Consider the following 23673-nt stretch of genomic DNA (forward strand, 5'->3'; position numbering starts at 1 on the left):
ACGAATCGAGAAAGGTGAGGTACAGACGTGAGTAGAGTGACCGTGCGCCGCCGCACCATCCGCATCACCCCGAATGGCGAGATCACCCGGCCCGATACCCTTGCCGTGGAGGAACCCCTCGAAATCCGGCTCGACGGACAGCAACTCACCGTCACCATGCGTACCCCGGGCAGCGATATCGACCTGGTGCACGGATTCCTGTTGGGCGAGGGCATCCTCGGCGCCGCCGAGGACGTGGTGAGCGCGCGCTATTGCGCGGGCACCGACGAGGACGGGCAAAACACCTACAACGTCCTCGACATCCAATTGCGAACGCCGGTCCCGGTGCGCGGCCGCAATGTCCTCACCACCAGCGCCTGCGGACTCTGCGGCAAGACCGCGCTGGAGGATGTCCACGTCCGCACCCGCTTCCCCATCCCGGTCCAGGGGCTGACCGTGGACATCGAAACCCTCGCCACCCTGCCCGCCGAATTGCGCACCCGCCAAATGGTTTTCGACGCCACCGGCGGTCTGCACGCGGCGGGCCTGTTCACCGCGGACGGCACCGCGCTCGCCGTCCGCGAGGACGTCGGCCGCCACAATGCCGTCGACAAGGTCCTCGGCTGGGCGCTGCGCGAAAACCGCATCCCCGCTCACGAGATGGTCCTGATCGTCAGCGGCCGCGCCTCCTTCGAACTGGTGCAGAAGGCGGTGATGGCAGGCATCCCGATGCTCGGCGCCGTCTCCGCCCCCAGCTCGCTTGCCGTGGATCTGGCCGCCGAATCCGGCCTCACCCTCATCGGCTTTCTGCGCGGCGAAACCATGAACATCTACACCGGCTCGCATCGCCTAAACCGCAGGTCGAGCACCGAATCCTCAGTCGCCGGCACGAACACGGGAACCCGCTCCTGACGGTGCGGCTATTGCCCGTTCCAGATGTCCGAATTAGGGTTTGCTTCACCCGATCGAGTAGTTCGGCATGAACGGAGCGACCGATGCCGATCTCGGTGGAAGGAAAATCCGGCGGACTGCGTGTGCGCATGCGATTCGAACAATTTCGCCGTCGGCTGCTGATCGTCCGAATCATGTTGGTGGTCTTGGCGGTTCAGGGCGCCATCGTCGGCCTGTGGGCGGTCTTCGCGCCGCACTCGTGGTACACCAGCTTCCCAGGTTTCGGGATGCGCTGGATCTCGATGGACGGCCCCTACAACCACCACCTGGCGGGCGATGTCGGCGCCTTCTTCCTGGCATTGACCGCCGTCACCATCGCCGCGCTGGTCATCAACGGCACCGCCGTCGCCCGCGTCGCGGGGCTGGGCTGGCTGACCTTCGGGCTGCCGCACTTCGTCTACCACGCCTTCCATAAACCGGCCGAGATGGGCGCGGCCAACTTCGTCGTCAGCCTGGTCTGCGCGGCGGCGCTGGTCATCCTCGGCCTCTGCTGCCTGCTCCTCCCACCGCGCGGCGATATCCCCATGTCCGACCCGGCACCGATGCACATCCGGCTCCCGCGCCGCGGCTCCCGCTGATCGATCAGCGCCCCTTGGCGTCGTTCTCGACTTCGGCCTCGACCCGATCCGCGGTCCGGCCCAACGGCGGGATGACCGCGGCAGGGTCGGGGTCGTTGGCATTCGGTCGTTCCGGAACCGCCATCGGCGGCCCTGCCGTATCGCAATCGACCACGGCCGCAGGCACTTTCCCGTCGATCAGGTAGGCATTGACCTTGTCGTCGACGCACGAATTGGCCGGGTCCGCCGCGTACATGCCTTGTCCGCCATCGTTTTTCACCACGATGAGCGCGCTACCCAGCGTGTCCGCCATCCCCTTCGCATCGACATAGGAAGTCTGGGTGTCGCCGTCCGAATTGAGCACGAGGCCTTGCGGATAGCGCGCGTGACCAACCTCGACCAGCGGCTCGTCCTTCACGGTGTCGAACGCGCACTGATTCGGCGCCAGCTGTCCGACGGTATTGCCGTGGGGAACGCGTCGCACGCGCGCGCATATCCGGGTAGTAGACCTCCACGACGACGTTGTGGGCGTCGCCCTCACACCAGGTCAGCCGCGGGTTCATCGACGAATCGAACACTTTGCGGTCCAATCGCTCGGGAAACATCTTCCCGAAGACGGCGCCCAGCCATGTCCCGCCGGGACGCCCGTGGGCGGGAGCGGTGATGGTCACCACGGGCGTGATCCGGTGCGCCGACAACTCGACCCCGACTTCTTCGAACTTCACGAACGAGCGCTCGCGCCAGCGTTTCACCCGGCTCGGGCTCTCGACGCAGAGCCGCGCCACCGACGTGAGCGTTCGTTCCCCATCATGAACTGCGGACGCTACGACGCGATCAGTCTTTGAGCGCGTCGAGCAACGCTGCACGCTGACGGGCGCCGAGTCCGCCGATGCGACGGTCCTCGGGGATTTCGGCCTGGTCGAGCAACTTGGCGGCCTTCACCGGGCCGACCCCGGGCAGAGCCTTGATAACGGCCGCGACCTTGGTCTTCTTCACCAGCTCGTCGCTGTCGGCCTTCTTCAGCAGATCGGCGACCGAAACCTTGCCCGCCTTCACTTTGCCGATCAGTTCGGAGCGCGCCTTGCGGACCGCAGCCGCCTTGGCCAGCGCTTCAGTGCGCTGCTCCGCGGTCATGGTAGGCAGTGCCATGTCTCCTCCGCTTTCACTCGTCACTCGAACATCTGGTTGACCGGACCGATTCAACAGTACGTCGCCGACCGCGCAAGCCCGACACACCGGGGCCGGACCTGCGGAAGTAGCGATGAGTTTTCTGGTCACGCGCCGTCGAAACGAGTGAGAGGCCCGCGAACAGCGGGCGAAAAGGACGAAAGGAACCCCGCCATGGAGCTGTCGCTCACGCAGTTCATCACACTCGACGGCATCTATCAGGCTCCCGGCGGACCACAGGAGGATCCCAGCGGCGGGTTCACCCATGGCGGATGGTCGGTGCCGTTCGGCGACGAAGATTTCGGCGCCTTTATGACCGAGGTGTTCGACCGAGCCGACGCCTTCCTGCTCGGTCGGCGCACCTACGAAATCTTCGCCGGGTTCTGGCCGACGGTCACCGATCCGGCGGACGTGATCGCCACAAAACTCAACGCGCTGCCCAAATACATCGTCAGCACCCACCTCGACGACGCCCGTTGGACACCCGCAGAGGTACTGCGCGGCGATCTGGTCAAGGAGGTCACCGCGCTCAAGGAAAACCCCGGCCGCGAACTGCAGGTGCACGGCAGCGGCAACCTCGCGCACAGCCTGCTGGCCGCAGGCCTGGTCGACACCCTGAATCTGCTCACCTTCCCGGTGCTGCTCGGATCCGGCAAACGCCTGTTCACCGAGGACGTGCAACCCACCGGTTTCCAGCTCAGCGGCTCACGCACCACCGGTTCCGGCGTGGTCATCGCCAGATACCACAACAGCGGCACACCGGAATACGGAACCTACGAACAGTAATCGACGTAACACCGACAACCTCGCCACCGACAGCCTTAACGAAGGCACCTGAACGGGACGAAGGTTCAACGGCGAACCAAGGGAGATCAATGGCGATCCCCGACCCGGGCTCGACCGGCAGGCAACAGCCAACCGATCGCCACCGTGTTCCGGCGGGCGCTACAACAGCACAAAGATGGCTGGCACCAGCAACAACAGTGCCAGAATGTCGACCATGGCCACCCGCTTGGTGCGATGGTTGACCCTGCTCGCGCCACGCGGCTGCCGTGCCGGCATGGCGAGGTTCGACCGCGGTGCACTGCCTCGTCGTCGGCCTCGATGCCCCGTGTTCTGCTACCTGGATCCTGGTTCGCCGCGCGCGCTGACCTGTTCGGATCGAATGACTCTCACCGACAACGGCTTCGGACTGAACCACCGCAATGAATCGGCGATCGTCCAGTGCGCGCGCGCCGACCACCCGGACCCACACGAAATCGCCGAGCTGGTCGGCGGATCCGCCCACCGCGCACCGATTGATCCGCGCATCGACGAGGCGACCACACCCTGCTCGCGCATCCGGGTCGCGACATCGCCGCCGACGAGCTCGCCGATGCCGCGCATCTCTCGAAATCCCGGTTCCTGCGCCAGTTCACCGCCCATACCGGCACGTCGTTACGACGGCATCGATTGTGGGCGCGGCTGCTGTGAGTCGGCCGGGCCGTGGCCAAAGGCGCCAGCCGCCTGACCACCGCGACGATGAACGGGGGGTTTGCCAGCCCCTCTCACTTCAGCGACACCTTCCGCGAGTTGTATGGACTCACCGCGACCGCACTACTGGACGCCGGCATCGGATTCGTCGTCTTCGACGGATGATTCGCTCGACCCACGGCCACCACATTCGCGGTGCTGCTAGTCTCAGAATTAGAACACGTTCCAATTCGGCAGGAGTTTCCATGGCACAACAGGTCCGCGATGTGGTCGAGCAATACGTCAAGCTTGTCGGCTCCGGTCCGACCGAGGAGATCGTCAACCTCTACGCCGCCGACGCGACCGTCGAGGATCCCGTCGGCACTCCGGTCAAGCGCGGTCACGACGCGATCCGCGAGTTCTACGAGGTGATCAGCAACCTCGACCGGGAGACGAAACTGAAGGTGGAGACTGTTCGCATCGCGGGCAATCACGCCGCCTTCATGTTCACCCTCGCCACCAAGTTCGGCGACCAGCGGTTCACGCTGACGCCCATCGACGTGATGGAATTCGACGACGAGGGCAAGATCATCAGCATGTGCGCCTACTGGAGCCCCGACGATATGCGCACCGAAACAATCTGACACCGGCGGGCGCGTCACATTCCATAGCGGCTCCTCGTCCAAGGATGAGAACCACCTCGTCGGATCGAAGGAGACCGCTATGGGCACCACCCGCATTCCCGTCATCACCCCGCAACAGGCGGGCCTGCTGACCAAGTTGATCTACTGGTACGCCAAGCGCCGGGTCGGTGCGGTTCCCGAACCGTTCGCGGTCATCGCCAACCACCGAAAATTGCTCGTGGCCAGCGGCGTACACGAAGCCTTGGCCGAAAAGGCGTGCACCACGTTGCCCGCCAACATTAGGGAGATCGCCGTCTACCGCACCGCCTGGACAGTCGGCTGTTCCTGGTGCGTCGACTTCGGCGCCATGCTCATGCGCCTCGGCGACCTGGACGTCGACCGTCTCGAGCACATCGCGGAATACAAAACCTCCCCGCTCTACAGCGACGATGAGCGCGCTGCCATCGCCTACGCCGATGCCATCACCTCGACCCCGACCACGGTCACCGACGAGCAGGTCGCCGACCTCGAACGGCGCTTCGGCCGCGCCGGAGTGGTCGAGCTGACCTACCAGATCGGCCTGGAGAACTCGCGCTCTCGTTTCTACTCGGCACTCGGCATCACTGCACAGGGTTTCAGCACCGAATCCTGCCGGGTGCCATGGGCATAGGACTAAGGGCAGGCTCCACATCGGGAGCCTGCCATGCGCGAATCATGTTGAGTACGAATGGAATTGGTTGATCATGTGAGGTCTTACGCAGCCCGCCTCTTAGTTCGCGAGCTCCATATGTCTATGAAAGGGTCTGTGGTTCAGACCTTTTGACCAAACCCTACGCTGCATCGGCGATGGCCTCGGCCACGCCGCCCACTGTCGGAAAGGACGCAACGTCACCGGCGACCTCGAGCAGCCGGTCCACGCAGCGGGGGCCGGTGATCAGCGCGAGCCGACGGCCGGAGTGCCCCACCCACGCCCGCGCCTCGATCAGCACGTGTAGCCCGGCGACGCCGAAGAACGTCACTCCGGCTAGATCGACAACCACTACCGGCGCTGCGGAGCGTAAGGACCCGATCAATGGGCTCCGGAATACATCGGCGCTGTAGTAGTCCACCTCACCGATGACAGTGCACAGCATGACCGAATCAGTGGGTGTCGCGACCGTGACGCGGAGCCGAGCGGTCGGTCCGCGCTCTTTCTGCCAGGTTTGGGCCACCTCAGCAGTGGGGTGACTGGGGGAAGCAACAATTGTCGACATGAGGACCTCGGTCCGGTCGCGCGCGGCACACTGAAGCCATCGCCAGCGTGGACTTTTCGCCCCGAGCACCTCGGCTCCAGGACTAGGCTGGCTGCTCAACCCTGAATGTTGTGTACCCCAACAGACAGGTCTGTACACCTCGAATATGGATCGGTTATCCACTGGGGCCCGACGGGCTTCTTTACTTTACGCCGACTTCTCGCGCCGCTCCGCGCGCTGCGCCTTGCGCGGCACGATGGTGGGCAGCACGTTGTCGATGACCGTGTCCGCGTCGACGACCACCTTGGCGACGTCGTCGCGGCTCGGGATGTCGAACATCGCGGACTGCAGGACTTCCTCCAGGATGGCGCGCAGACCACGGGCGCCGGTACCGCGCAGGATGGCCTGGTCGGCGACCGCTTCGAGGGCATCCTGGGTGAATTCAAGATCGACGCCGTCCATCTCGAACAGCCGCACGTACTGCTTGACCAGCGCGTTCTTCGGCTCGGAGAGGATCTTGACCAGGGATTCCTTGTCCAGGTTCGTCACCGAGGCGACGACCGGCAGGCGGCCGATGAACTCGGGGATCAGACCGAACTTGATCAGATCCTCGGGCATCACCTCGGCGAAGTGATCGGAGGTGTCGACATCCGCCTTGGAACGCACCTCGGAGCCGAAGCCGATGCCGCGGTGGCCGGTGCGGTCGGAGACGATCTTCTCCAGCCCGGCGAACGCGCCCGCCACGATGAACAGCACGTTGGTGGTGTCGATCTGGATGAATTCCTGGTGCGGATGCTTGCGTCCGCCCTGCGGCGGCACGCTGGCCTGGGTGCCCTCCAGGATCTTCAGCAGCGCCTGCTGCACGCCCTCACCGGAGACGTCGCGGGTGATCGAGGGGTTCTCGCTCTTGCGAGCGATCTTGTCCACCTCGTCGATGTAGATGATGCCGGTTTCGGCTCTCTTCACGTCGTAGTCGGCGGCCTGGATCAGCTTCAGCAGAATGTTCTCGACATCCTCACCGACGTAGCCGGCTTCGGTCAGCGCGGTCGCATCGGCGATGGCGAACGGTACATTGAGCATCTTGGCCAGGGTCTGCGCCAGGTAGGTCTTGCCGCAGCCGGTGGGGCCGAGCATCAGGATGTTCGACTTGGCCAGCTCGACGGTCTCGCCGCGGCTGTCACGGCCCTTGTCGCCGGCCTGGATGCGCTTGTAGTGGTTGTAGACGGCCACGGCGAGCGTGCGCTTGGCGACGTCCTGCCCGATCACGTAGTTCTCCAGGAAGTCCCGGATCTCGGCAGGTTTGGGCAGCTCATCGAGTTTGACCTCGCTGGACTCGGCCAGCTCTTCCTCGATGATCTCATTGCATAGATCGATGCACTCGTCGCAGATATACACCCCTGGTCCCGCAATGAGCTTCTTGACCTGCTTCTGGCTCTTTCCGCAGAACGAGCACTTCAGCAGATCGCCGCCGTCTCCGATGCGCGCCATCTCGTGGGTCCCTACTTCCTTGTCCGCGTGCAACCGTCTGTCCAGGTTGCCAGCAATCCGCCACCCTCGGGTGTAATCACCAACACCTCGAGCATTTCCGGCGGATCGAGCACTGCCGTCAACCGGGAGCAAAGGCCCCTAGGTTGACCGTACCCGGTGTGCACGACGGAGGTCGACAACTCGAGCATGTTTCTCGCCGGGGTTATGCGAGTTCTCACCACTTTGGAACACGTTCGCCCCGATCTGCGGCCGAATGTCACTCGGCCGCCTGCCCCATGAACCCTTCAGCCGGACGCCAATCCGGTGGTCGGTTCGTCGGAAGCAATCCGGCCGGGACGCATGCCGAGTAGCACCCGTCCCGGCCGGATTTTCTTGACTTACAGCAACTTACGAGCGATCGACGCACCCCGATCCAGGCTTACCCCGAGATCCACCATGACACGGGATCGCTCGCGGTCTTACTTCTGCGCGCTGAGCTTGCGGTAGTCGAAGACCGTGTCGATGATCCCGTAGTCCTTCGCCTCCGCGGCGGTCAGGATCTTGTCGCGGTCGGTGTCCTTGCGGATCGTGTCGGCGTCCTTACCGGTGTGGTGGGCCAGCGTGGTCTCCATCAGGCGACGCATGCGCTCGATCTCGGCCGCCTGGATCTCCAGGTCCGACACCTGCCCCTGGATGCCACCCTCCAGCGACGGCTGGTGGATCAGCACGCGGGCGTTGGGCAGGCAGGCTCGCTTGCCCGGGGTGCCCGCGGCGAGCAGCACGGCCGCGGCGGAAGCCGCCTGGCCGAGGCAGACCGTGGCGACATCGGCACGCACGTACTGCATGGTGTCGTAGATGGCCATCAGCGAGGTGAACGAGCCACCCGGCGAGTTGATGTACATGGTGATGTCGCGGTCGGGATCGAGCGATTCCAGCACCAGCAACTGCGCCATCACGTCGTTGGCTGAAGCGTCGTCCACCTGCACGCCGAGGAAGATGATGCGCTCCTCGAACAGCTTGTTGTACGGGTTGGATTCCTTGACGCCGAAGCTCGAGTGCTCGATGAACGACGGCAGGATATAGCGCGCCTGCGGGCTCTGCGGCGCGATACCGCCGAGGCCGGCGCGTGGGTCGATCAGGTTGGCCATCTTCGTCTCCAAAGTCTCTGTGGATGAGCGGTTCTGCGCCGTCGCTAGCGACTGCTCGCAGGTCGCTCGAACGGGTCCGCTTACTTCTTCGAGCCGTTGGCCTGATCCGCGTGGCTGATCACGCGGTCGATGAAGCCGTACTCGAGGGCCTGCTTCGCGGTGAACCAGCGGTCGCGGTCGGCGTCGAGGGTGACCTGCTCCACGGACTTGCCGGTGTGCAGCGCCTGCAGCTCGTTCAACTCTTTCTTGGTGTGCGCGAACTGCTCGGCCATGATCGCGATATCGGCCGCCGAACCGCCGATGCCCGCCGACGGCTGGTGCATCATGATCCGCGCGTGAGGCAGCGCGCTGCGCTTGCCCTTGGTGCCCGCGGTGAGCAGGAACTGACCCATCGACGCGGCCAGGCCCATGCCGAAGGTGGCGATGTCGCACTCGGCGAACTGCATCGTGTCGTAGATGGCCATACCGGCGGTCACCGAACCACCGGGCGAGTTGATGTAGATCGAAATGTCCCTGGTCGGATCCTCAGCCGAGAGCAGCAGGATCTGCGCGCACAGCTTATTCGCGATGTCGTCGTCGACCTGGGTGCCGAGGAAGATGATGCGCTCACGCAGCAGGCGCTCGTACACCGAATCACTGAGGTTGAGACCAGCAGTCGCGGATGTCATGACGACCCCTGCCTTGTTCATTGTCACGGATACCTGCCTTCTCTCACCGGCTTGTCACTGATTGCCGAACAGCCATCTCTGGTTCGCTGTCACAAACATTAACGAAGCAGGGCGGCACCGAACTCCCGGTACCGCCCTTCTTCGCTCACAGCGCAATCTCGCTGGCGCTCGACTGCGCTGTACGCGAGGGCGCGCTGTGTCTTCGGTTCACTCGCTTCGCTCGCTCACGGGCGCAATCACACAACCACGCGGGCGGGGATCACGCTGGCATTCCATGGAATTATTCGGCGCTCACGGCGGCGGTCTCGTCGGAGCCGCCCTCGTCCGCGAAACCCTCAGGGGCGCCGAACATTTCGGCGGTGTCCACCGAGTTGCCCTCGGAGTCGGTCACCTTCACCTTCCCGATCACACCGGCCAGCGCCTTGCCGCGGCGCACATCGGCGAAGATCGCGCCGAGCTGGCCCGCCTGCTGCACCTGCTGGATGAACTGCTCCGGCGACAGGCCGTAGCGCTGCGACTGGAACAGGATCCGCTCGGTCAGCTCTTCCTGGCCGACCTGGGTGTTCTCCGCCTCGGCGACGGCGTCCAGCAGCAGCTGGGTCTTCACCGACTTCTCGGCGGACTCCTTGGTGTCCTTGTCGAACTCTTCGCGGGTGCTGCCCTGCGCCTCGAGTGCGGCGGCGAAGGCATCCTCGTCGTGGTCGAAGCCGTGTACGGCGTCGTGCACCACGGCGTCGATCTCGGCCTGGACGGCCGCCTCGGGCAGCGGCACCTCGACCTGCTCGAGCAGGCTCTCCAGCACCTTGTCGCGGATCTCGCCGGCCTGCTCGACCTTCTTGACCCGCTCGACGCGGGTGCGCAGGTCGGCCTTCAGCTCGTCGAGGGTGTCGAATTCGCTGGCCAGCAGGGCGAAGTCGTCGTCGGCCTCGGGCAGCTCGCGCTCCTTGACCGAACCGACGGTGACGGTGATGACCGCTTCCTTGCCCGCGTGCTCACCGGCGACCAGGGTCGAGGTGAAGTCCTTCGACTCACCGGCCGACAGGCTGATCAGCGCCTCGTCCAGGCCCTCGATCAGCTGGCCGGAGCCGACCTCATGGGAAAGGCCGGTGGTAGCGGCCTCGGCCACATCCTCGCCGTCCACGGTGGCCGACAGGTCGATGGAGACGAAATCGCCGTTCTGGACCGGACGCTCGACACCGGTCAGGGTGCCGAAGCGCTGGCGCAGCGCCTGCAGCTGCTCCTCGATGTCGTCGTCACCGATGCTGAACGCGTCGACGGACACCGCGATGTCGTCGTAGGCGGGCAGGGTGATCTCGGGACGGACGTCGACCTCGGCGGTGAACGCCAGTTCCTGGCCGTCCTCGATCTTGGTGATCTCGATCTCGGGCTGGCCGATGACCTTCACTTCGGAGCTGCTGACGGCCTCGCTGTAGCGCGCGGGCAGCACGTCGTTGACGACCTGCTCCAGGATCGCGCCGCGCCCGAGCCTGGCCTCGATCAGCTTGGCCGGGGCCTTGCCGGGGCGGAAGCCGGGGATACGGACCTGGTTGGCCAGTGCCTTGTACGCGCGATCGAAGTCTGGCTTCAGTTCCTCGAAGGGCACCTCGACGTTGATCCGGACCCGGGTCGGGCTCAGCTGCTCGACGGTGCTCTTCACGGACATGCTCCTTGTTCGTTGGTTCTGGTCGACTTGCTTTGGATAGTCACGAGCCAAATCGCCGCACGCCCACGCGTACGCATCCCGACCAGGTTAGTCGACCGGTAGCGGCGGCCTGGAGGCAGCACCTTCAGCTCTTCGGAACGGTGACCGCGTCGGTGACGAAGACCAGGGTCTCGTTCGGCTTGATGCCGTTGCCGCCCGCACCGTAACCGAGGTTCGGCGGGATGATCAACAGTCGCCGCGCGCCCTGCTGCACACCGACCAAGCCCTGGTCCCAGCCCGGAATGACCTGTCCGGCGCCCAGCGTCAGCTGGAAGGGCTTGCCCCGATCGAACGAGCTGTCCAGCTTCTTCTTGTCCGACCAGGTGACCAGCGAATAGTTCATGGTGAGCTGCTGGCCGGCGGCCGCGCCCGGCCCGCTGCCCTCGACCAGGTCCTTGACGATCAACTGCTTGGGCGGGTCGCAGTCGTCCGGAATGCTGATCTTCGGTGCGACGCCGAACCCGCCGTCCACCTTCACGTCGTCGGCGGTGCATTCACGGCCTTTGCTCTGCGGCGCGGCCGCCGACCCGCTGGCCGGCGCGGTGGCGGTGGTCTTCGACGACGACGGCGCGGCCGAGTCCCTGGCGTTGTCCGAGCCACAGGCAACGAGCCCGAACGCGGCGGCGGCGATGGTCCCGATCCCGATGATTCTGCCGAGTGTTTGCATGCGGCGGACCATAATCCACGCGGCGCCGACCGGCGACGCCACCCTTCGTCCGGCCCTGTCGGCCGGGAAACGGATTCAGCCCACCGACGGTGGGTAGGCTAACGGTGAATTCTCCATCCTGGGTTGTCGATTGACCTCGGCTACCCACTAGGACCCGGCGACGGCGGTCCCTCCAGGTGCCGCTCCCGATGACCCGAGTGTGAGGAGAGTCGGCGCATGACCCAAACGACCAGTGTCGGGGGCGATACCTCGGCCGACAATGTCGACAACAGCGGCGGCGCCACCATCGCCCCGCGGCCGTATCGGCTCGCGGAGGTATCCGGGCCGCTGCAGCGCGACGAACTGGAATCGATCGACGCATGGTGGCGTGCCGCGAACTATCTCGCGGTCGGACAGATCTATCTCATGAGCAACCCGCTGCTGCGGGAACGGCTCGAGTCCGGACACATCAAGCCGCGCCTACTCGGGCATTTCGGCACCGTGCCCGGGCTGAATCTGGTCTGGGCGCATGCCAATCGGGCGATCCGGCAGCGCGACCTGAACGCGGTGTTCATCGCGGGGCCGGGTCACGGCGGGCCGGGACCGAACGCGTGCGCTTGGCTGGAGGGCACGTATTCCGAGCTATACAGCCACGTTCCCCAGGACGGCGCCGGGATGGGTGCGCTGTTCGCCCAGTTCTCCTTCCCTGGCGGGGTGCCGAGTCACTGTGCGCCGGAAACGCCTGGTTCCTTCCACGAGGGCGGTGAACTCGGTTACTCGCTGCTGCACGCGTTCGGGGCGGCGCTCGACAAGCCGGATCTCACCGTGTTCTGTGTGATCGGTGACGGGGAGGCCGAGACCGGGCCACTGGCCACCAGCTGGCATGCCAACAAATTTCTGAATCCGGGTCGCGACGGCGCGGTGCTGCCGATTCTCGCGCTGAACCAGTACAAGATCGCCAATCCGACGATCCTGGCGCGCATTCCCGAAGCCGAACTGGTGATGCTGCTGCGCGGGTACGGCTACGAGCCGATCATCGTCGCCGGCAGCGACCCCGCGACCGTGCACCAGGCCATGGCGACGGCCGTGGACGACTGCATGGACCGGATCGCCGAGATCCAGCGTGCCGCGCGTGCGGGCACCGACGGCACGCGCCCCGTCTGGCCGATGATCGTGCTGCGCACTCCGAAGGGCTGGACCTGCCCGCCGGTGGTCGACGGCAACCAGGTCGAGGGCACCTTCCGGGCACATCAGGTACCGCTGCCCAGTGCGCGCACCGACGATGAGCATCGGGTGGTGCTCGAACAGTGGCTGCTGTCCTATCGCCCCGACGAGTTGTTCGACGAGGCGGGCAGGCCGGTGGCCGGGCTGCACGAGTTCGTGCCGGACGGCGATCGACGGATGAGCGCGAACCCAGTTGCCAACGGCGGCATGCTCGTTCGGGATCTGCGGCTGCCCGACTGGCGGGACTACGGCGTCACGGTCGAGACGCCGGGGGCCACCCAGCACGAGGCCACCCGGGTGCTCGGCGGCTACCTGCGCGACGTCACCGCGCGCAATACCGACAACTTCCTCACCTTCGCCCCCGACGAACTGGCCAGCAATCGGTTGCAGGACATCCTGGAGGTCACCGGGCGCGACTGGCAGGCCGAGATCGGCGAATTCGATGTCGGCCTCGATCGCACCGGCCGGGTGATCGAGGTGCTGTCCGAGCACATGTGCCAGGGACTGCTGGAGGGGTATCTACTTACCGGCAGGCACGGGGTGTTCACCTGCTACGAGGCGTTCATCCACATCATCGACGCGATGTTCAACCAGCACGCCAAATGGTTGGACGCCAGTGCCGCGGTGCCGTGGCGGCGGCCCATCGCCAGCCTGAATTACCTACTCTCGTCGCATGTTTGGCGGCAGGACCACAACGGGTTCACCCACCAGGACCCGGGGTTCCTCGATGTCGTACTGAACAAAAAAGCCTCGATCGTGCGCGTGTATCTGCCGCCGGACGCGAACACGCTGCTGTCGACCTATGACCACTGCCTGCGCTCGCGGCACTACGTCAATGTGGTGGTCGCGGGCAAACAGCCGCAGGCGGACTGGCTTTCGGTCACCGACGCGGCGGTGCACTGCGCCCGCGGCGCGGGGATCTGGGATTGGGCCGGACAGAACGACGATCCCGGCACGACACCCGACGTGATCCTCGCCTGCGCGGGCGACGTACCTACCCTGGAAACGCTTGCGGCGGCGGCCATCCTGCGCGAGCGGCTACCCGAGTTGCGTATTCGAGTGGTGAACGTGGTCGACCTGATGCGGCTGCAACCCTCCGACGAACATCCACATGGGCTGTCCGACAGCGAGTTCGACACCCTGTTCACCCGCGACCGTCCGGTGATCTTCGCCTTCCACGGCTACCCCTGGCTGATCCACCGACTGACCTACCGGCGCGCCAACCACGCCGAGCTCCATGTGCGGGGGTACAAGGAAAAGGGCACAACGACAACACCATTCGACATGGTCATGCTCAACGACCTTGACCGTTACCACCTGGTGATGGACGTGATCGACCGGGTGGCGACGCTGCGGGAGAAGGCGGCCGGGCTGCGTCAGGAGATGGTCGACGCGCGGTGGAACGCCCGGGCTTGGACTCGGGAGCATGGGGAGGATATTCCTGCTGTTGCCAATTGGGCTTGGCCGAATCTCAGCCTCTGACAATAGCTTTCACATGACACCGCCCCGACATCTGGCGATGGGCGCGAAACCTCCTTGCGGCTTCCTCCTGCCTGGGCCACGATCGCAGGATGCTCTTGACGATCACCTGCACACCGCCGGAGGGCGCCGCTTGGCCGGCGACCGACCTGGGGTTCTTGCTGCACAAAAACCCCGGCCGAGTGCAGGCGTTCGAGCAGTCCTACGGCACCGCGCACGTGGTGTATCCAGAGGCCACCGCGGCGCGCTGCACGGCGGCGCTGGTGTTGGAGGTGGACCCGATCCGGTTGGTGCGCGGACGGTCGCGCAGCACTCCGGATTTCAGCCTCGGGCAGTACGTCAACGATCGGCCGTACGCGGCGTCGTCGCTGCTGTCGCTCGCGCTCGGAGCGGTATTCCGCACCGCCCTGCACGGCCGCTGCGACCAGCGCCCCGAACTGGTGCGGACGCCGCTGCCGCTGTGCATCGAACTGCCGGCCGTGCCGTGCAAGGGCGGCCCCGGGGCGGCCGAGCGCGTCTTCGCGCCGCTGGGCTGGACCGTGGTGGCCACTCCCCTGCCGCTCGACCCGGCGTTCCCGGAATGGGGCGATTCCCATTACGTGCGCATCGAACTCACCGGCACCGTCCGCCTGGCCGACGCCCTCTCCCACCTGTATGTCCTGCTGCCGGTCCTGGACGGCGCCAAGCACTACTGGCTGGCGGCGGATGAGGTCGACAAGCTGATCCGCGCGGGCTCCGGCTGGCTCGCAGACCACCCGGAACGCGGCTGGATCACCCGTCGCTATCTGGCGCGGCGGCAGTCACTGGTGCGCACCGCGCTGGCCCGGCTCGCCGAGGTCGACGACACCGATCCGGAGCAGTTGGACGCCGTCGAGGACACCGGCGATGAATTCGACGCAGCTGATGACGGCAGCACGGAGTCCTCGGTCGCAAGCTGCACCGGCGCGGTCGGCAACGGAGCGACCTCGGACGCCGGAACGGAAATCGCCGTCGCAGCACGGATCTCCGCAACAGAATCCGTTGTGCCGCAGGCCGGGTCGGCTGATGAGCAAGCGATACCTGCCGCCAATACAGCGGAGGGCGGCAGTGAGTCGACTGTTCCGCCCACGATTGCCGTCGAACACACCGATTCCGCCGCACCGGCGGATGGCGATTCGCTCGCGGACGCCGCCACCGTCTCGACGACCGATGGCGGGGAGCGCACGCCGTCCCTAGCGGTGCTGCGGCGATCGGCGGTGCGAGCCGCGCTGCGTGCGGTCGGTGCGCGGCGGGTGCTCGATTTGGGTTGCGGTGAGGGCGCACTGCTACGGGAGCTGCTGGCGGACAAGACGTTCAGCGAGATCGTCGGTGTCGATGTTTCGATGCGGGCATTGAACATCGCGAAGCGGCGGCTGCGGCTGGATCGGCTGCCGGAGCGGTTCGCTCGGCGGCTTTCACTGTGGCAGGGGGCGCTGACCTACACCGATGCCCGGCTGCGCGGGTACGACGCGGCGGTGCTGATGGAGGTCATCGAGCATGTCGATCCGCCTCGACTCGGCGCACTGGAGCAGGCCGTATTCGGTGCTGCGGCACCGGGTTCGGTGCTGGTGACGACGCCCAATGCCGAGCATAACGCGCTGTACGAAGGGCTGGCGGCGGGCAGCTTCCGGCACTCCGATCACCGATTCGAATGGACCCGTGCTGAATTCGCGGTCTGGGCGCGAGGTGTCGCGGATCGGTACGGGTACCGCGTGCAATTCGTCCCGATCGGGCCCGAGCATCCCGAAGTGGGGCCCTCCTCACAGATGGCGGTGTTCACCAAATCGACCGAGAGCGCCCAGCCGGGACCGACGACCACGTCCGCCGAATCCACCGACGACGCAGCGAAAGGAGCCGCGTGATGACCGAGCTTGCCATCCCCGAGCTCTCGCTCGTCGTGCTCATCGGCAGCACCGGCTCCGGAAAATCGACCTTCGCGCACGAGCACTTCCGGTCGACGGCGATCGTGTCCTCGGATGCCTGCCGCGGCATCGTCAGCGACGACGAGAACGACCAGTCGGCGACCTCGGACGCCTTCGCGCTGCTGCACCACATCGCCGGTATCCGGCTGCGGCGCGGCCTGCGCACCGTTGTCGACGCCACCAATGTGCAACCCAAGGCGCGGCAGGAGCTGGTCGCCGTGGCTCGCGCACACGATGTGTTTCCGGTGGCGATCGTGCTCGACGTGCCGGATTCGGTGTGCTTCGAACGCAATACGGTTCGCCCCGACCGTTCGCATCTGGGGCGGCACGTCGTCACCCGGCAGCAGCGCGAACTGCGCCGCAGTCTGCGCGGCCTGGAGCGCGAGGGCTTCCGCAAGGTGTACGTGCTGCGCGGGGTCGACGAGATCGAAGCCGTGACGCTCGTCGATGAGAAGGCGTGGAACGACCGGCGCGAGCTCACCGGCCCGTTCGATGTGATCGGCGATGTGCACGGCTGCCGCGCCGAATTGGAAACACTGCTCGGACAGCTCGGCTATGAGGTGCACCGCGACGAGGCCGGCCGTGCCATCGGCGCGGCCCACCCGGACGGGCGGACCGCGGTATTCGTCGGCGACATGGTCGACCGCGGCCCGGACACCCCTGGCGTGCTGCGGCTGGTGATGGGCATGGTGGCCGCGGGTACGGCGTTGTGCGTTACCGGAAATCACGAGAACAAGCTGGTGCGCGCGCTGGACGGCAAGAATGTGCGCGTCGCCCACGGGTTGGCCGAGTCGCTGGCCCAGCTGGATATGCAGGACGAGGACTTCCGCAAGGCGGTCCACGACTTCTGCCGCGGCCTGATCAGCCACTACGTATTGGACGACGGTCGACTGGTCGTCGCGCATGCCGGACTGAAGGAGGAGTTCCACGGCCGCACCTCCGGCCGGGTGCGTTCCTTCGCGATGTACGGCGAATCCACTGGGGAGACCGACGAATACGGCCTGCCGGTGCGCTACCCGTGGGCCGACGACTACCGCGGCCGCGCCACCGTGCTGTACGGGCACACGCCCGTCACCGAGCTGCGGTGGGTGAACAACACATTGTGCGTGGACACCGGCGTGGTGTTCGGCGGCAGGCTCTCGGCGCTGCGCTATCCGGAGCGGGAGCCGGTTTCGGTTCCGGCCGAACAGGTTTGGTACGAGCCGGTGCGGCCGTTGGCGGCCACCACCATCGCAACGCCCGAAGGTGTAGTACACCGCGACCCGGGCGTACTCGACCTGGACGATGTGATCGGTCGGCGCGTGGTGGAGACGCGTCACCACGGCCGCATCGGTGTGCAGGAGGAAAATGCTGGCGCCGCACTGGAAGTGATGAGCCGCTTCGCGATCGACCCGCGCTGGCTGGTGTACCTGCCGCCGACGATGGCGCCGTGCGCGACCACGCAGTTGGACGGATACCTGGAGCACCCCGCGGAGGCCTTCGCCTATTACCGGTCCGAGGGTGTCGAACGCGTCGTGTGCGAAGAGAAGCACATGGGTTCGCGCGCCATCGTTCTCGTCGCGCGCTCGGCGCCGGCGGCTCGGGACCGGTTCGGGGTCGAGGACGGCGGCACGGGTGTGATCTACACGCGCACCGGTCGTCCGTTCTTCGACGAGGTGGCGCTGCACGAGGCGCTGCTGGCCCGGGTGCGCGCCGCCGCCGAAACGGCAGGCCTGTTCCACGAACTGAACAGCGAATGGCTGCTGCTGGACACCGAATTGATGCCATGGTCGGCGAAAGCTGTCGGCCTGCTGCGCAATCAGTACGCGGCCGTCGGTGCGGCGGCTCGGGCCTCGCTGGACACTGCCGCTGAACTGCTTGCTGCAGTGGCGGATCGGGGGCTGGACGTCGCCGATCTCGCGGACCGCACCGCTGCCCGCAAGACGGACGCCGACGCCTTCACCACCGCCTACGGCCGCTACTGCTGGCCCGTCGACGGACTGGCCGGCCTGCGGCTTGCGCCATTTCAGATCCTGGCCGCCGAAGGCATCAATTACGCGGTACGCGACCACGATTGGCATCTGACCCGCATCGACCGACTGGCCGCGGCGAACCCCGAGCTGTTCACCCCCACCGGACGGATGATCGTCGACCTGACCCAGCCCGACAGCACGGCGGCCGCGACCGCCTGGTGGACCGAGCTGACAACAGCAGGTGGCGAGGGCATGGTGGTCAAGCCGCTCGACGCGCTGGTCCGCAGCCGCGCACCGATCGGCGACGCACAACCCGAGGCCACCGGGTCGAGCGCCGACACCGAGACGCGGGGTCGACTGGTCCAACCGGGCGTGAAATGCCGTGGCGCCGAGTACCTTCGGATAATCTACGGCCCGGAATACCTGCGCGAGAGCAATCTGCGCCGACTGCGCACCCGCGGTCTCGGCCGCAAGCGCTCGATGGCCCTGCGCGAGTACGCACTCGGCTTGGAGTCGCTCGACCGATTCGTCGCCGGTGAGCCGCTCTGGCGCGTGCACGAGGCCGTCTTCGCGGTGCTCGCCCTCGAATCCGAGGCCGTCGACCCCCGGCTCTGATTCTGAGAAACGACCGGACCTGGCTCGACCGCGGTCGAGCCAAGTTCTTCTCGATGTTTCGCCGCCGTAGTCAGGGCGGCAGCGGGCTGGCGGTATACCTGCACTGTCCGGCGGTGATGATGCCCTCGGGTCCGGCACGATGGCGCCGTCATAGAGGAACACATTGACATGTGTCTTCGCGGCAAGCAGGGCGCAGATATTGCCGTCCAGCACGAAATACGGCTGCACAGTCTGTTTGATGGTCTCGACGACCTCCGGATCGGCGGCGTGCACCAGGTCACGTGGATCGAACTCGAGAATTCTAAGAAAAACCTGGGAGCCACCTGTGAACCGCATCCATGCCGAATCGACCGGCCGGACCCGGTGCATGCCGGCGACCTGCGCGCCGAGGCGCCCGCACCGCATCCCCCCAGCATGCATGCACGTTACGGCTCGTCGGCAGACCGCTCGGGCGCCACGGCCGCCAGCTCGTCGACGCTCCCGGACATGATCGTTCGGACATGATCGGTGAGGTGTTCGATCGGCCAGTCCCACTAGGCCGGCGCGAGCAGGCGATCGATGTCCTCATCCCCATAGCGGCGACGGATGAGCTTGGCTGGATTGCCGCCGACGATGCCGTAATCGAAAACGTCGTCGACGACTACGGAACCCGAAGCGACGATCGCGCCATTGCCGATGCGGACACCGGACATCACCGTGGTCCGATATCCGCACCAGACGTCGTGGCCGACCACGGTGTCCCCGCGTCCGGGCAGTCCGGTGATCAGGTCGAAGTGGTCGGACCAGCAACCGCCCATGATCGGGAACGGGAACGTCGATGGCCCGTCCATGCGGTGATTGGCGCCGTTCATGATGAACCGCACGCCTTCGCCGAGCGCACAGAACTTTCCGATGACCGGGGCCACCATCAGCGGGTGGCCCGAACTAGATGCGTGGCGGCTCGATTCCGAGTTCGACCAAGCGATCGCGGTAGAGCTCGACATTGGCGAGTTTGATGTCCTCATAGCCCCGCACCACGTCAGCGAGGGCCGCCGCCTGGACTGCGCGGTCGTAGCCTGCCGGGTCGAGACCGTTCGCAAGCGTCGCCACCATCTCGGTGTAGTGCGCGAGCAGCGCGCGCTCCACCTTGCGGACGTGGGCATAGCCGAACGGATCGAACTTGGTGCCGCGCAGGCCCTTTCCCTTGGCCAGCACGCGCAGCGCGAGGTGTCCGCGGGGCCCGATGCCGATCTTCTTCTTGCGGCCCATGGCGCGCAGGATCGGCGGGTGCAGACGGTAGGTGAGGTTCGCGCCGTCGGGCAGTTGGGCCGCGACGTCATCCAGGAAGGCCGGATCGGTGAGGCGTCGGGCGACCTCGTACTCGTCCTTGTAGGCGGTGAACTTGTACAGGCCCTGTGCCACCTGCTCACTGAACTCGGTGCGTTCGGTGACGCGCTGCTGCGCATCCCATATGTGCTGCACCATGCGCACGTATTCGCGAGCGACCTCGACACCCTGGAACCCGATCAGCTCCATTGCGCGCAGTTCGACGCGCCGCCGGGTCTCGCCGGTTGCGGTCAAGCCGTCGAAAAGGTCTGTCGGGACGGCGGTCTCGGCCCGCCTCGGCTTCTCGCGGGTGGTTGCGGCGGCGAAGTCCTCCGGCCGGGCCACCGCGGCACGTCCCCAGCGGAAGGCGGCGATGTTCGCCTGCACGGCGACACCGTTGATCTCGATGGCCTCCTCGATCGCCGCGGCGGGCAGCCGCAGACCACCGATCTGGTACGCAGCGCCGACCAACAGGAAGTTGGCCGCCGAGGAATTGCCGAAAAGCATCTCGGCCGCGGCCAGCGCGTCGAACGACCGCACCGAGCGCGAAACCCGCTCGAGCCGGGCCAGCAGCGTGCCCTCGTCCGGATACGAGACGGACTTGTCGTAGATCATGTCGCCGGTCGGTGTCTTGCTCGTCGAGGCGACCGCCAGGGTGGCCGCCTTCGAGCTATAGGCCAGGTTCTTGTTGTCAGTGGCAGCAAGCAGGTCGAAGGCCACGATGCAGTCGGCCGAACCCGGGGTGAGGCGGTTCGCGGGCTCCAGCTCGCGCGGCGCGAACCGCAGATGCGAGACCACCGGTCCGGCCTTCTGGCTCAGACCGATCTGATCCAGGCTCGCCACCTCGTAACCGGCCCTCAGGGCGGCGGTCGCCAGCACCTGGTTCACCGTGACGATGCCGGTACCGCCGATACCTGCGAGAAAGACGTTCTGCGTCGTCGTCGGCACCGCGCCGAGGACATCGGGCAGCACTGGCGGCTCCTGGCGACGGATTGCCTTGCGCTTCTTGGTCTTCGCCGGATCCGGCAGCTCGACGGTGACGAAGGACGGGCAGTCGCCGTCCATGCAGCTGTAATCGGTATTGCAGGAGGTCTGGTCGATCCGGGTCTTGCGGCCGAATTCGGTGCCGACCGGCTGCACGGACAGGCAGTTGCTCTTGACGCCGCAGTCGCCGCAGCCCTCGCAGACCGCCTCGTTGATGACCACCCGCGGCCGCCGTACCGGTAGTGTGCCGCGCTTGCGCTGACGGCGCGCGTCGGCGGCGCAGTGCTGGTCGTAGATGAGCACGGTGACGCCGGGGATCTCGCGCAGGGTGCGCTGCGCCTCGTCGAGCCGATCCCGGTGCCACAGCAGGGTTCCGGCGGCGAGATCGCGCCTGCGGTACTTCTTCGGATCGTCGGCGCAGATGATGATCCGCGCGACGCCTTCGGTGCTGAGCTTGTGTGTCAACATCGGCACCGCGAGCGCGCCTTCCGCGTCCTGCGCGCCGGTCATCGCGACGACATCGTTGTACAGCAGCTTGTAGGTGATGTTCACGCCCGCGGCGACGCACGCCTGCACGGCGAGCTGACCGGAATGGAAAAACGTTCCGTCACCGATGTTTTGGAACAGATGCGGCACATCGGTGAACGGCGCCTGCCCGATCCATTGCGCGCCCTCGCCGCCCATCTGCGTGAGCCCGGTGACCGCGCTGTCGGCGCGACCCGACATCGTCACCAAGGTGTGGCAGCCGATCCCGCCACCGGCCAGTGAGCCTTCCGGCACGGCGGTGGACCGGTTGTGCGGACAACCGCTGCAGAAGTAGGCCGCCCGCGTGGCGGGCAGTACCGCCAGTGACAGTGGTTGCGGCAACGGACGTTTCATGTCGAGATAACCATCGAGCATGCGACGCAACGGTCGCACGATCCGGCCCGCGGTGAGCTCACCATCCTGGCCGAACAGCGGCCGGTCCGCGGCGTCACGCTTGCCGAGGATCTGCGGCGCATCCGCCGTGCCGTACAGGATATCGCGGATCTGTGTCTCGATGAAGGCGGTCTTGTCCTCGACGACCACAATGCGCGAGAGTCCGGCGGCGAATTGCTGGACGCGTTCGGGGGCAATGGGATACGGCATGCCGATGCGCAGCAGCCTGACACCCGCGCGCCTCAGCGCGTCGTCGTCGACGCCGAGATCGACCAGCGCCTGGCGCACCGCGTCGAATGTGGTTCCGGTGGCCGCGATTCCGACGGTGGCGCGGGCCGGGTTCACCTCGATGACGTCCAGTTCGTTGATCGTGCTGTATGCCTTGATGATCTCCCAGCGCGGGCCGTACAGATCGGCCTCGGCGATCACGCTGTCGGTCGGTGCCGCCATCGGCCGCTGCAGGTAGACGAACGGACGCCCTTCCCAGTTGATCTCGGGGACGGTGATGTCGATATCGCCCACCGCACCGTCGACCGTCCAGGCGCCGTCGGCCACGTCGGCCACGATCTTCAGTGCCACAACACAACCCGACGCGCGCGACAGCGCGACACCATGCATGCCCATGGTGATGACCTCGCGGGCATTGCGCGGGAACAGGACCGGGATACTCATCGCGGCCAGCGAGCGCTCGCTCACCGCGGGCACGGTCGAGGATTTCGATGCCGGATCGTCCCCGACGAGCAGCAGCATGCCGCCGCGCGGGTTGGCGCCGTACATGTTGGCGTGGCGCAATGCATCCGTCGCGCGGTCGAGCCCGGGCCCCTTGCCGTACCAGACCCCGACCACACCATCGTGGGTGGCGGTGCCCGCGGGCAGGTCAGCCTGGCTGCCCCACACCGAGGTGGCGGCGAGCTCTTCGTTCAACCCCGGCACGAAGGAAATGTCGTGCTCGGCACGAACATTCGGCATGCCGTTCAACATCTTGTCGACGCCACCGAGCGGGCTGCCCTGATATCCGGAAACGAAGGTCGCGACGCGCCTGCCCGCCCGGAGATCGCGGACATGCTGTTCGACCAGCTGTCGGGCGATCGCCTGCACACCGGTGAGGACAACGGTTCCGGCGCCGACGCGGTAGCGGTCGGCGAGGTCGTACGGTGCCGGGACAAGATCGTGGTCGGCAAGCTCGGTCATAGAAGTCCACCCGTCCTCGGCGCGATCGGGCGCCTCGACTCGTTGAGCACTTGACGCCGTTATCCTGCATCCGGAGCGCTGTTTGAACAATAGCACCGTAATAAGTTGAGCATAGTGCGCAATTCAGTGGTTCAACGGTGTGCATCGACTATGCATGATGTGAGGAAATATGGTCACGCGACCGTAATGCAACGCCACACCGGCAACGGACGACTCTCGGGTCACGTCGGCGATGCGCCCACGGCCCCGGCGACACGCACGACGACACCGCCACGCCGCAAGAACAATACGAACAGAAGGCAGCGAGGAGCGGAACTGGAACCGGTTACAAATCGCCGAGGCGGACAAGAAAGCTGGTCGGGGCGATCCCGCGCCGATGACTCTGCAACCGGCGCGCAACAGGTCCGCAAGAATACGGTCACTACGGACTCCGGCAGCGCCCGAATCGGCCGAGGCGGGCCGCATGGCCCTGG

General features: G+C 66.1%; 20 protein-coding genes and 1 pseudogene. 10 read left to right on the forward strand and 11 right to left on the reverse strand.

All coding sequences use genetic code 11. The features are described 5' to 3' along the window. The first annotated feature begins 27 nt into the window (after positions 1 to 27). A complete protein-coding gene (fdhD, locus tag ACV7NQ_RS07930) occupies positions 28 to 891 on the forward strand; it encodes a formate dehydrogenase accessory sulfurtransferase FdhD (RefSeq protein WP_463359021.1) in 864 nt (287 codons plus the stop codon). A gap of 83 nt (positions 892 to 974) precedes the next feature. Beyond that, a complete protein-coding gene (locus tag ACV7NQ_RS07935) occupies positions 975 to 1508 on the forward strand; it encodes a hypothetical protein (protein WP_463359022.1) in 534 nt (177 codons plus the stop codon). 4 nt (positions 1509 to 1512) lie between these two features. Here ACV7NQ_RS07935 and ACV7NQ_RS07940 read toward each other — a convergent pair whose 3' ends face one another. Together ACV7NQ_RS07940 and mihF are read right to left on the reverse strand one after the other, a co-directional pair. Beyond that, positions 1513 to 2028: an alpha/beta hydrolase gene (locus ACV7NQ_RS07940; protein WP_463359023.1), complete on the reverse strand. Its 516-nt coding sequence runs from the start codon at positions 2026 to 2028 to the stop codon at positions 1513 to 1515. A 293-nt stretch (positions 2029 to 2321) separates the two neighbouring features. Then, a complete protein-coding gene (gene mihF, locus ACV7NQ_RS07945) occupies positions 2322 to 2636 on the reverse strand; it encodes an integration host factor, actinobacterial type (RefSeq protein WP_463359024.1) in 315 nt (104 codons plus the stop codon). A gap of 192 nt (positions 2637 to 2828) precedes the next feature. Here mihF and ACV7NQ_RS07950 point away from each other — a divergent pair, with 192 nt between their 5' ends. Next, positions 2829 to 3440 carry a dihydrofolate reductase family protein gene (locus ACV7NQ_RS07950; RefSeq protein WP_463359025.1) on the forward strand — a complete coding sequence of 204 codons (612 nt, stop codon included), beginning with the start codon at positions 2829 to 2831 and terminating at the stop codon, positions 3438 to 3440. Between the two features lie 333 nt (positions 3441 to 3773). On the opposite strand, the gene ACV7NQ_RS07955 is transcribed toward ACV7NQ_RS07950, so the two are convergent. After that, entirely contained in the window at positions 3774 to 4079 is a 306-nt protein-coding gene (locus tag ACV7NQ_RS07955) for a hypothetical protein (protein ID WP_463359026.1), read from the reverse strand. A 60-nt stretch (positions 4080 to 4139) separates the two neighbouring features. Between ACV7NQ_RS07955 and ACV7NQ_RS07960 the strand changes: the two genes are divergently transcribed. From ACV7NQ_RS07960 to ACV7NQ_RS07970, 3 genes are all read left to right on the forward strand, one after another. Beyond that, positions 4140 to 4292 (forward strand): hypothetical protein, encoded by a 153-nt coding sequence (locus tag ACV7NQ_RS07960; RefSeq protein WP_463359027.1) that lies wholly within the window; start codon positions 4140 to 4142, stop codon positions 4290 to 4292. A gap of 80 nt (positions 4293 to 4372) precedes the next feature. Next, entirely contained in the window at positions 4373 to 4750 is a 378-nt protein-coding gene (locus ACV7NQ_RS07965) for a nuclear transport factor 2 family protein (protein ID WP_463359028.1), read from the forward strand. 79 nt (positions 4751 to 4829) lie between these two features. After that, positions 4830 to 5399 carry a carboxymuconolactone decarboxylase family protein gene (locus ACV7NQ_RS07970; RefSeq protein WP_463359029.1) on the forward strand — a complete coding sequence of 190 codons (570 nt, stop codon included), beginning with the start codon at positions 4830 to 4832 and terminating at the stop codon, positions 5397 to 5399. 160 nt (positions 5400 to 5559) lie between these two features. Here the strand turns inward: ACV7NQ_RS07970 and ACV7NQ_RS07975 are convergent, their stop codons facing one another. The 6 genes from ACV7NQ_RS07975 to ACV7NQ_RS08000 form a co-directional block, all read right to left on the reverse strand. Further along, positions 5560 to 5982 (reverse strand): STAS domain-containing protein, encoded by a 423-nt coding sequence (locus tag ACV7NQ_RS07975; protein ID WP_463359030.1) that lies wholly within the window; start codon positions 5980 to 5982, stop codon positions 5560 to 5562. A 186-nt stretch (positions 5983 to 6168) separates the two neighbouring features. After that, positions 6169 to 7449: an ATP-dependent Clp protease ATP-binding subunit ClpX gene (gene clpX, locus ACV7NQ_RS07980; RefSeq protein WP_463359031.1), complete on the reverse strand. Its 1281-nt coding sequence runs from the start codon at positions 7447 to 7449 to the stop codon at positions 6169 to 6171. Between the two features lie 458 nt (positions 7450 to 7907). Then, positions 7908 to 8576, reverse strand: coding sequence for an ATP-dependent Clp protease proteolytic subunit (locus tag ACV7NQ_RS07985; RefSeq protein WP_463359032.1), 669 nt, complete (start codon positions 8574 to 8576; stop codon positions 7908 to 7910). A gap of 80 nt (positions 8577 to 8656) precedes the next feature. After that, entirely contained in the window at positions 8657 to 9265 is a 609-nt protein-coding gene (locus ACV7NQ_RS07990; protein WP_463365584.1) for an ATP-dependent Clp protease proteolytic subunit, read from the reverse strand. 259 nt (positions 9266 to 9524) lie between these two features. Next, positions 9525 to 10901 (reverse strand): trigger factor, encoded by a 1377-nt coding sequence (gene tig / locus ACV7NQ_RS07995; RefSeq protein ID WP_463359033.1) that lies wholly within the window; start codon positions 10899 to 10901, stop codon positions 9525 to 9527. Positions 10902 to 11031: 130 nt separating this feature from the next. After that, on the reverse strand, positions 11032 to 11613 hold the full coding sequence (locus ACV7NQ_RS08000; RefSeq protein ID WP_463359034.1) for an FKBP-type peptidyl-prolyl cis-trans isomerase: 582 nt from the start codon (positions 11611 to 11613) through the stop codon (positions 11032 to 11034). Positions 11614 to 11829: 216 nt separating this feature from the next. On the opposite strand from ACV7NQ_RS08000, the gene ACV7NQ_RS08005 reads away from it, so the two are divergent. The 4 genes from ACV7NQ_RS08005 to ACV7NQ_RS08020 all read left to right on the forward strand — a co-directional run bounded on the left by ACV7NQ_RS08005 (position 11830) and on the right by ACV7NQ_RS08020 (position 19306). Further along, positions 11830 to 14298, forward strand: coding sequence for a phosphoketolase family protein (locus tag ACV7NQ_RS08005; protein ID WP_463359035.1), 2469 nt, complete (start codon positions 11830 to 11832; stop codon positions 14296 to 14298). 89 nt (positions 14299 to 14387) lie between these two features. Further along, positions 14388 to 16175, forward strand: coding sequence for a 3' terminal RNA ribose 2'-O-methyltransferase Hen1 (locus ACV7NQ_RS08010; protein ID WP_463359036.1), 1788 nt, complete (start codon positions 14388 to 14390; stop codon positions 16173 to 16175). Further along, positions 16175 to 18802: a polynucleotide kinase-phosphatase gene (locus ACV7NQ_RS08015; RefSeq protein WP_463359037.1), complete on the forward strand. Its 2628-nt coding sequence runs from the start codon at positions 16175 to 16177 to the stop codon at positions 18800 to 18802. Before ACV7NQ_RS08010 ends, ACV7NQ_RS08015 begins: the two co-directional genes overlap by 1 nt. 168 nt (positions 18803 to 18970) lie before the next feature. Then, entirely contained in the window at positions 18971 to 19306 is a 336-nt protein-coding gene (locus ACV7NQ_RS08020; RefSeq protein WP_463366097.1) for a hypothetical protein, read from the forward strand. Here the strand turns inward: ACV7NQ_RS08020 and ACV7NQ_RS08025 are convergent. Both ACV7NQ_RS08025 and ACV7NQ_RS08030 read right to left on the reverse strand, forming a co-directional pair. Beyond that, positions 19228 to 19698, reverse strand: a pseudogene (locus tag ACV7NQ_RS08025) (CatB-related O-acetyltransferase); the annotation flags it as partial. The gene ACV7NQ_RS08020 and the pseudogene ACV7NQ_RS08025 overlap by 79 nt on opposite strands. Positions 19699 to 19726: 28 nt before the next feature. Then, positions 19727 to 23200, reverse strand: a complete 3474-nt coding sequence (locus ACV7NQ_RS08030) for an indolepyruvate ferredoxin oxidoreductase family protein (protein WP_463359038.1) — start codon at positions 23198 to 23200, stop codon at positions 19727 to 19729. Positions 23201 to 23673: the final 473 nt, after the last annotated feature.

The organism is Nocardia sp. Tas62D01 (assembly GCF_055232035.1).

Excerpts from the sequence above, each read along its gene's own strand:
- ACV7NQ_RS08010 (WP_463359036.1), top strand. The coding sequence starts at position 14,388 with ATGCTCTTGACGATCACCTGCACACCGCCGGAGGGCGCCGCTTGGCCG.
- ACV7NQ_RS07935 (WP_463359022.1), top strand. The coding sequence starts at position 975 with ATGCCGATCTCGGTGGAAGGAAAATCCGGCGGACTGCGTGTGCGCATG.
- ACV7NQ_RS07965 (WP_463359028.1), top strand. The coding sequence starts at position 4,373 with ATGGCACAACAGGTCCGCGATGTGGTCGAGCAATACGTCAAGCTTGTC.
- ACV7NQ_RS08000 (WP_463359034.1), bottom strand. The coding sequence starts at position 11,613 with ATGCAAACACTCGGCAGAATCATCGGGATCGGGACCATCGCCGCCGCC.
- ACV7NQ_RS07985 (WP_463359032.1), bottom strand. The coding sequence starts at position 8,576 with ATGGCCAACCTGATCGACCCACGCGCCGGCCTCGGCGGTATCGCGCCG.
- ACV7NQ_RS07955 (WP_463359026.1), bottom strand. The coding sequence starts at position 4,079 with ATGGGCGGTGAACTGGCGCAGGAACCGGGATTTCGAGAGATGCGCGGC.
- ACV7NQ_RS07975 (WP_463359030.1), bottom strand. The coding sequence starts at position 5,982 with ATGTCGACAATTGTTGCTTCCCCCAGTCACCCCACTGCTGAGGTGGCC.
- ACV7NQ_RS08005 (WP_463359035.1), top strand. The coding sequence starts at position 11,830 with ATGACCCAAACGACCAGTGTCGGGGGCGATACCTCGGCCGACAATGTC.
- ACV7NQ_RS08030 (WP_463359038.1), bottom strand. The coding sequence starts at position 23,200 with ATGACCGAGCTTGCCGACCACGATCTTGTCCCGGCACCGTACGACCTC.
- clpX (WP_463359031.1), bottom strand. The coding sequence starts at position 7,449 with ATGGCGCGCATCGGAGACGGCGGCGATCTGCTGAAGTGCTCGTTCTGC.
- ACV7NQ_RS07990 (WP_463365584.1), bottom strand. The coding sequence starts at position 9,265 with ATGAACAAGGCAGGGGTCGTCATGACATCCGCGACTGCTGGTCTCAAC.
- ACV7NQ_RS08015 (WP_463359037.1), top strand. The coding sequence starts at position 16,175 with ATGACCGAGCTTGCCATCCCCGAGCTCTCGCTCGTCGTGCTCATCGGC.
- ACV7NQ_RS08020 (WP_463366097.1), top strand. The coding sequence starts at position 18,971 with ATGTGTCTTCGCGGCAAGCAGGGCGCAGATATTGCCGTCCAGCACGAA.
- ACV7NQ_RS07970 (WP_463359029.1), top strand. The coding sequence starts at position 4,830 with ATGGGCACCACCCGCATTCCCGTCATCACCCCGCAACAGGCGGGCCTG.
- mihF (WP_463359024.1), bottom strand. The coding sequence starts at position 2,636 with ATGGCACTGCCTACCATGACCGCGGAGCAGCGCACTGAAGCGCTGGCC.
- ACV7NQ_RS07950 (WP_463359025.1), top strand. The coding sequence starts at position 2,829 with ATGGAGCTGTCGCTCACGCAGTTCATCACACTCGACGGCATCTATCAG.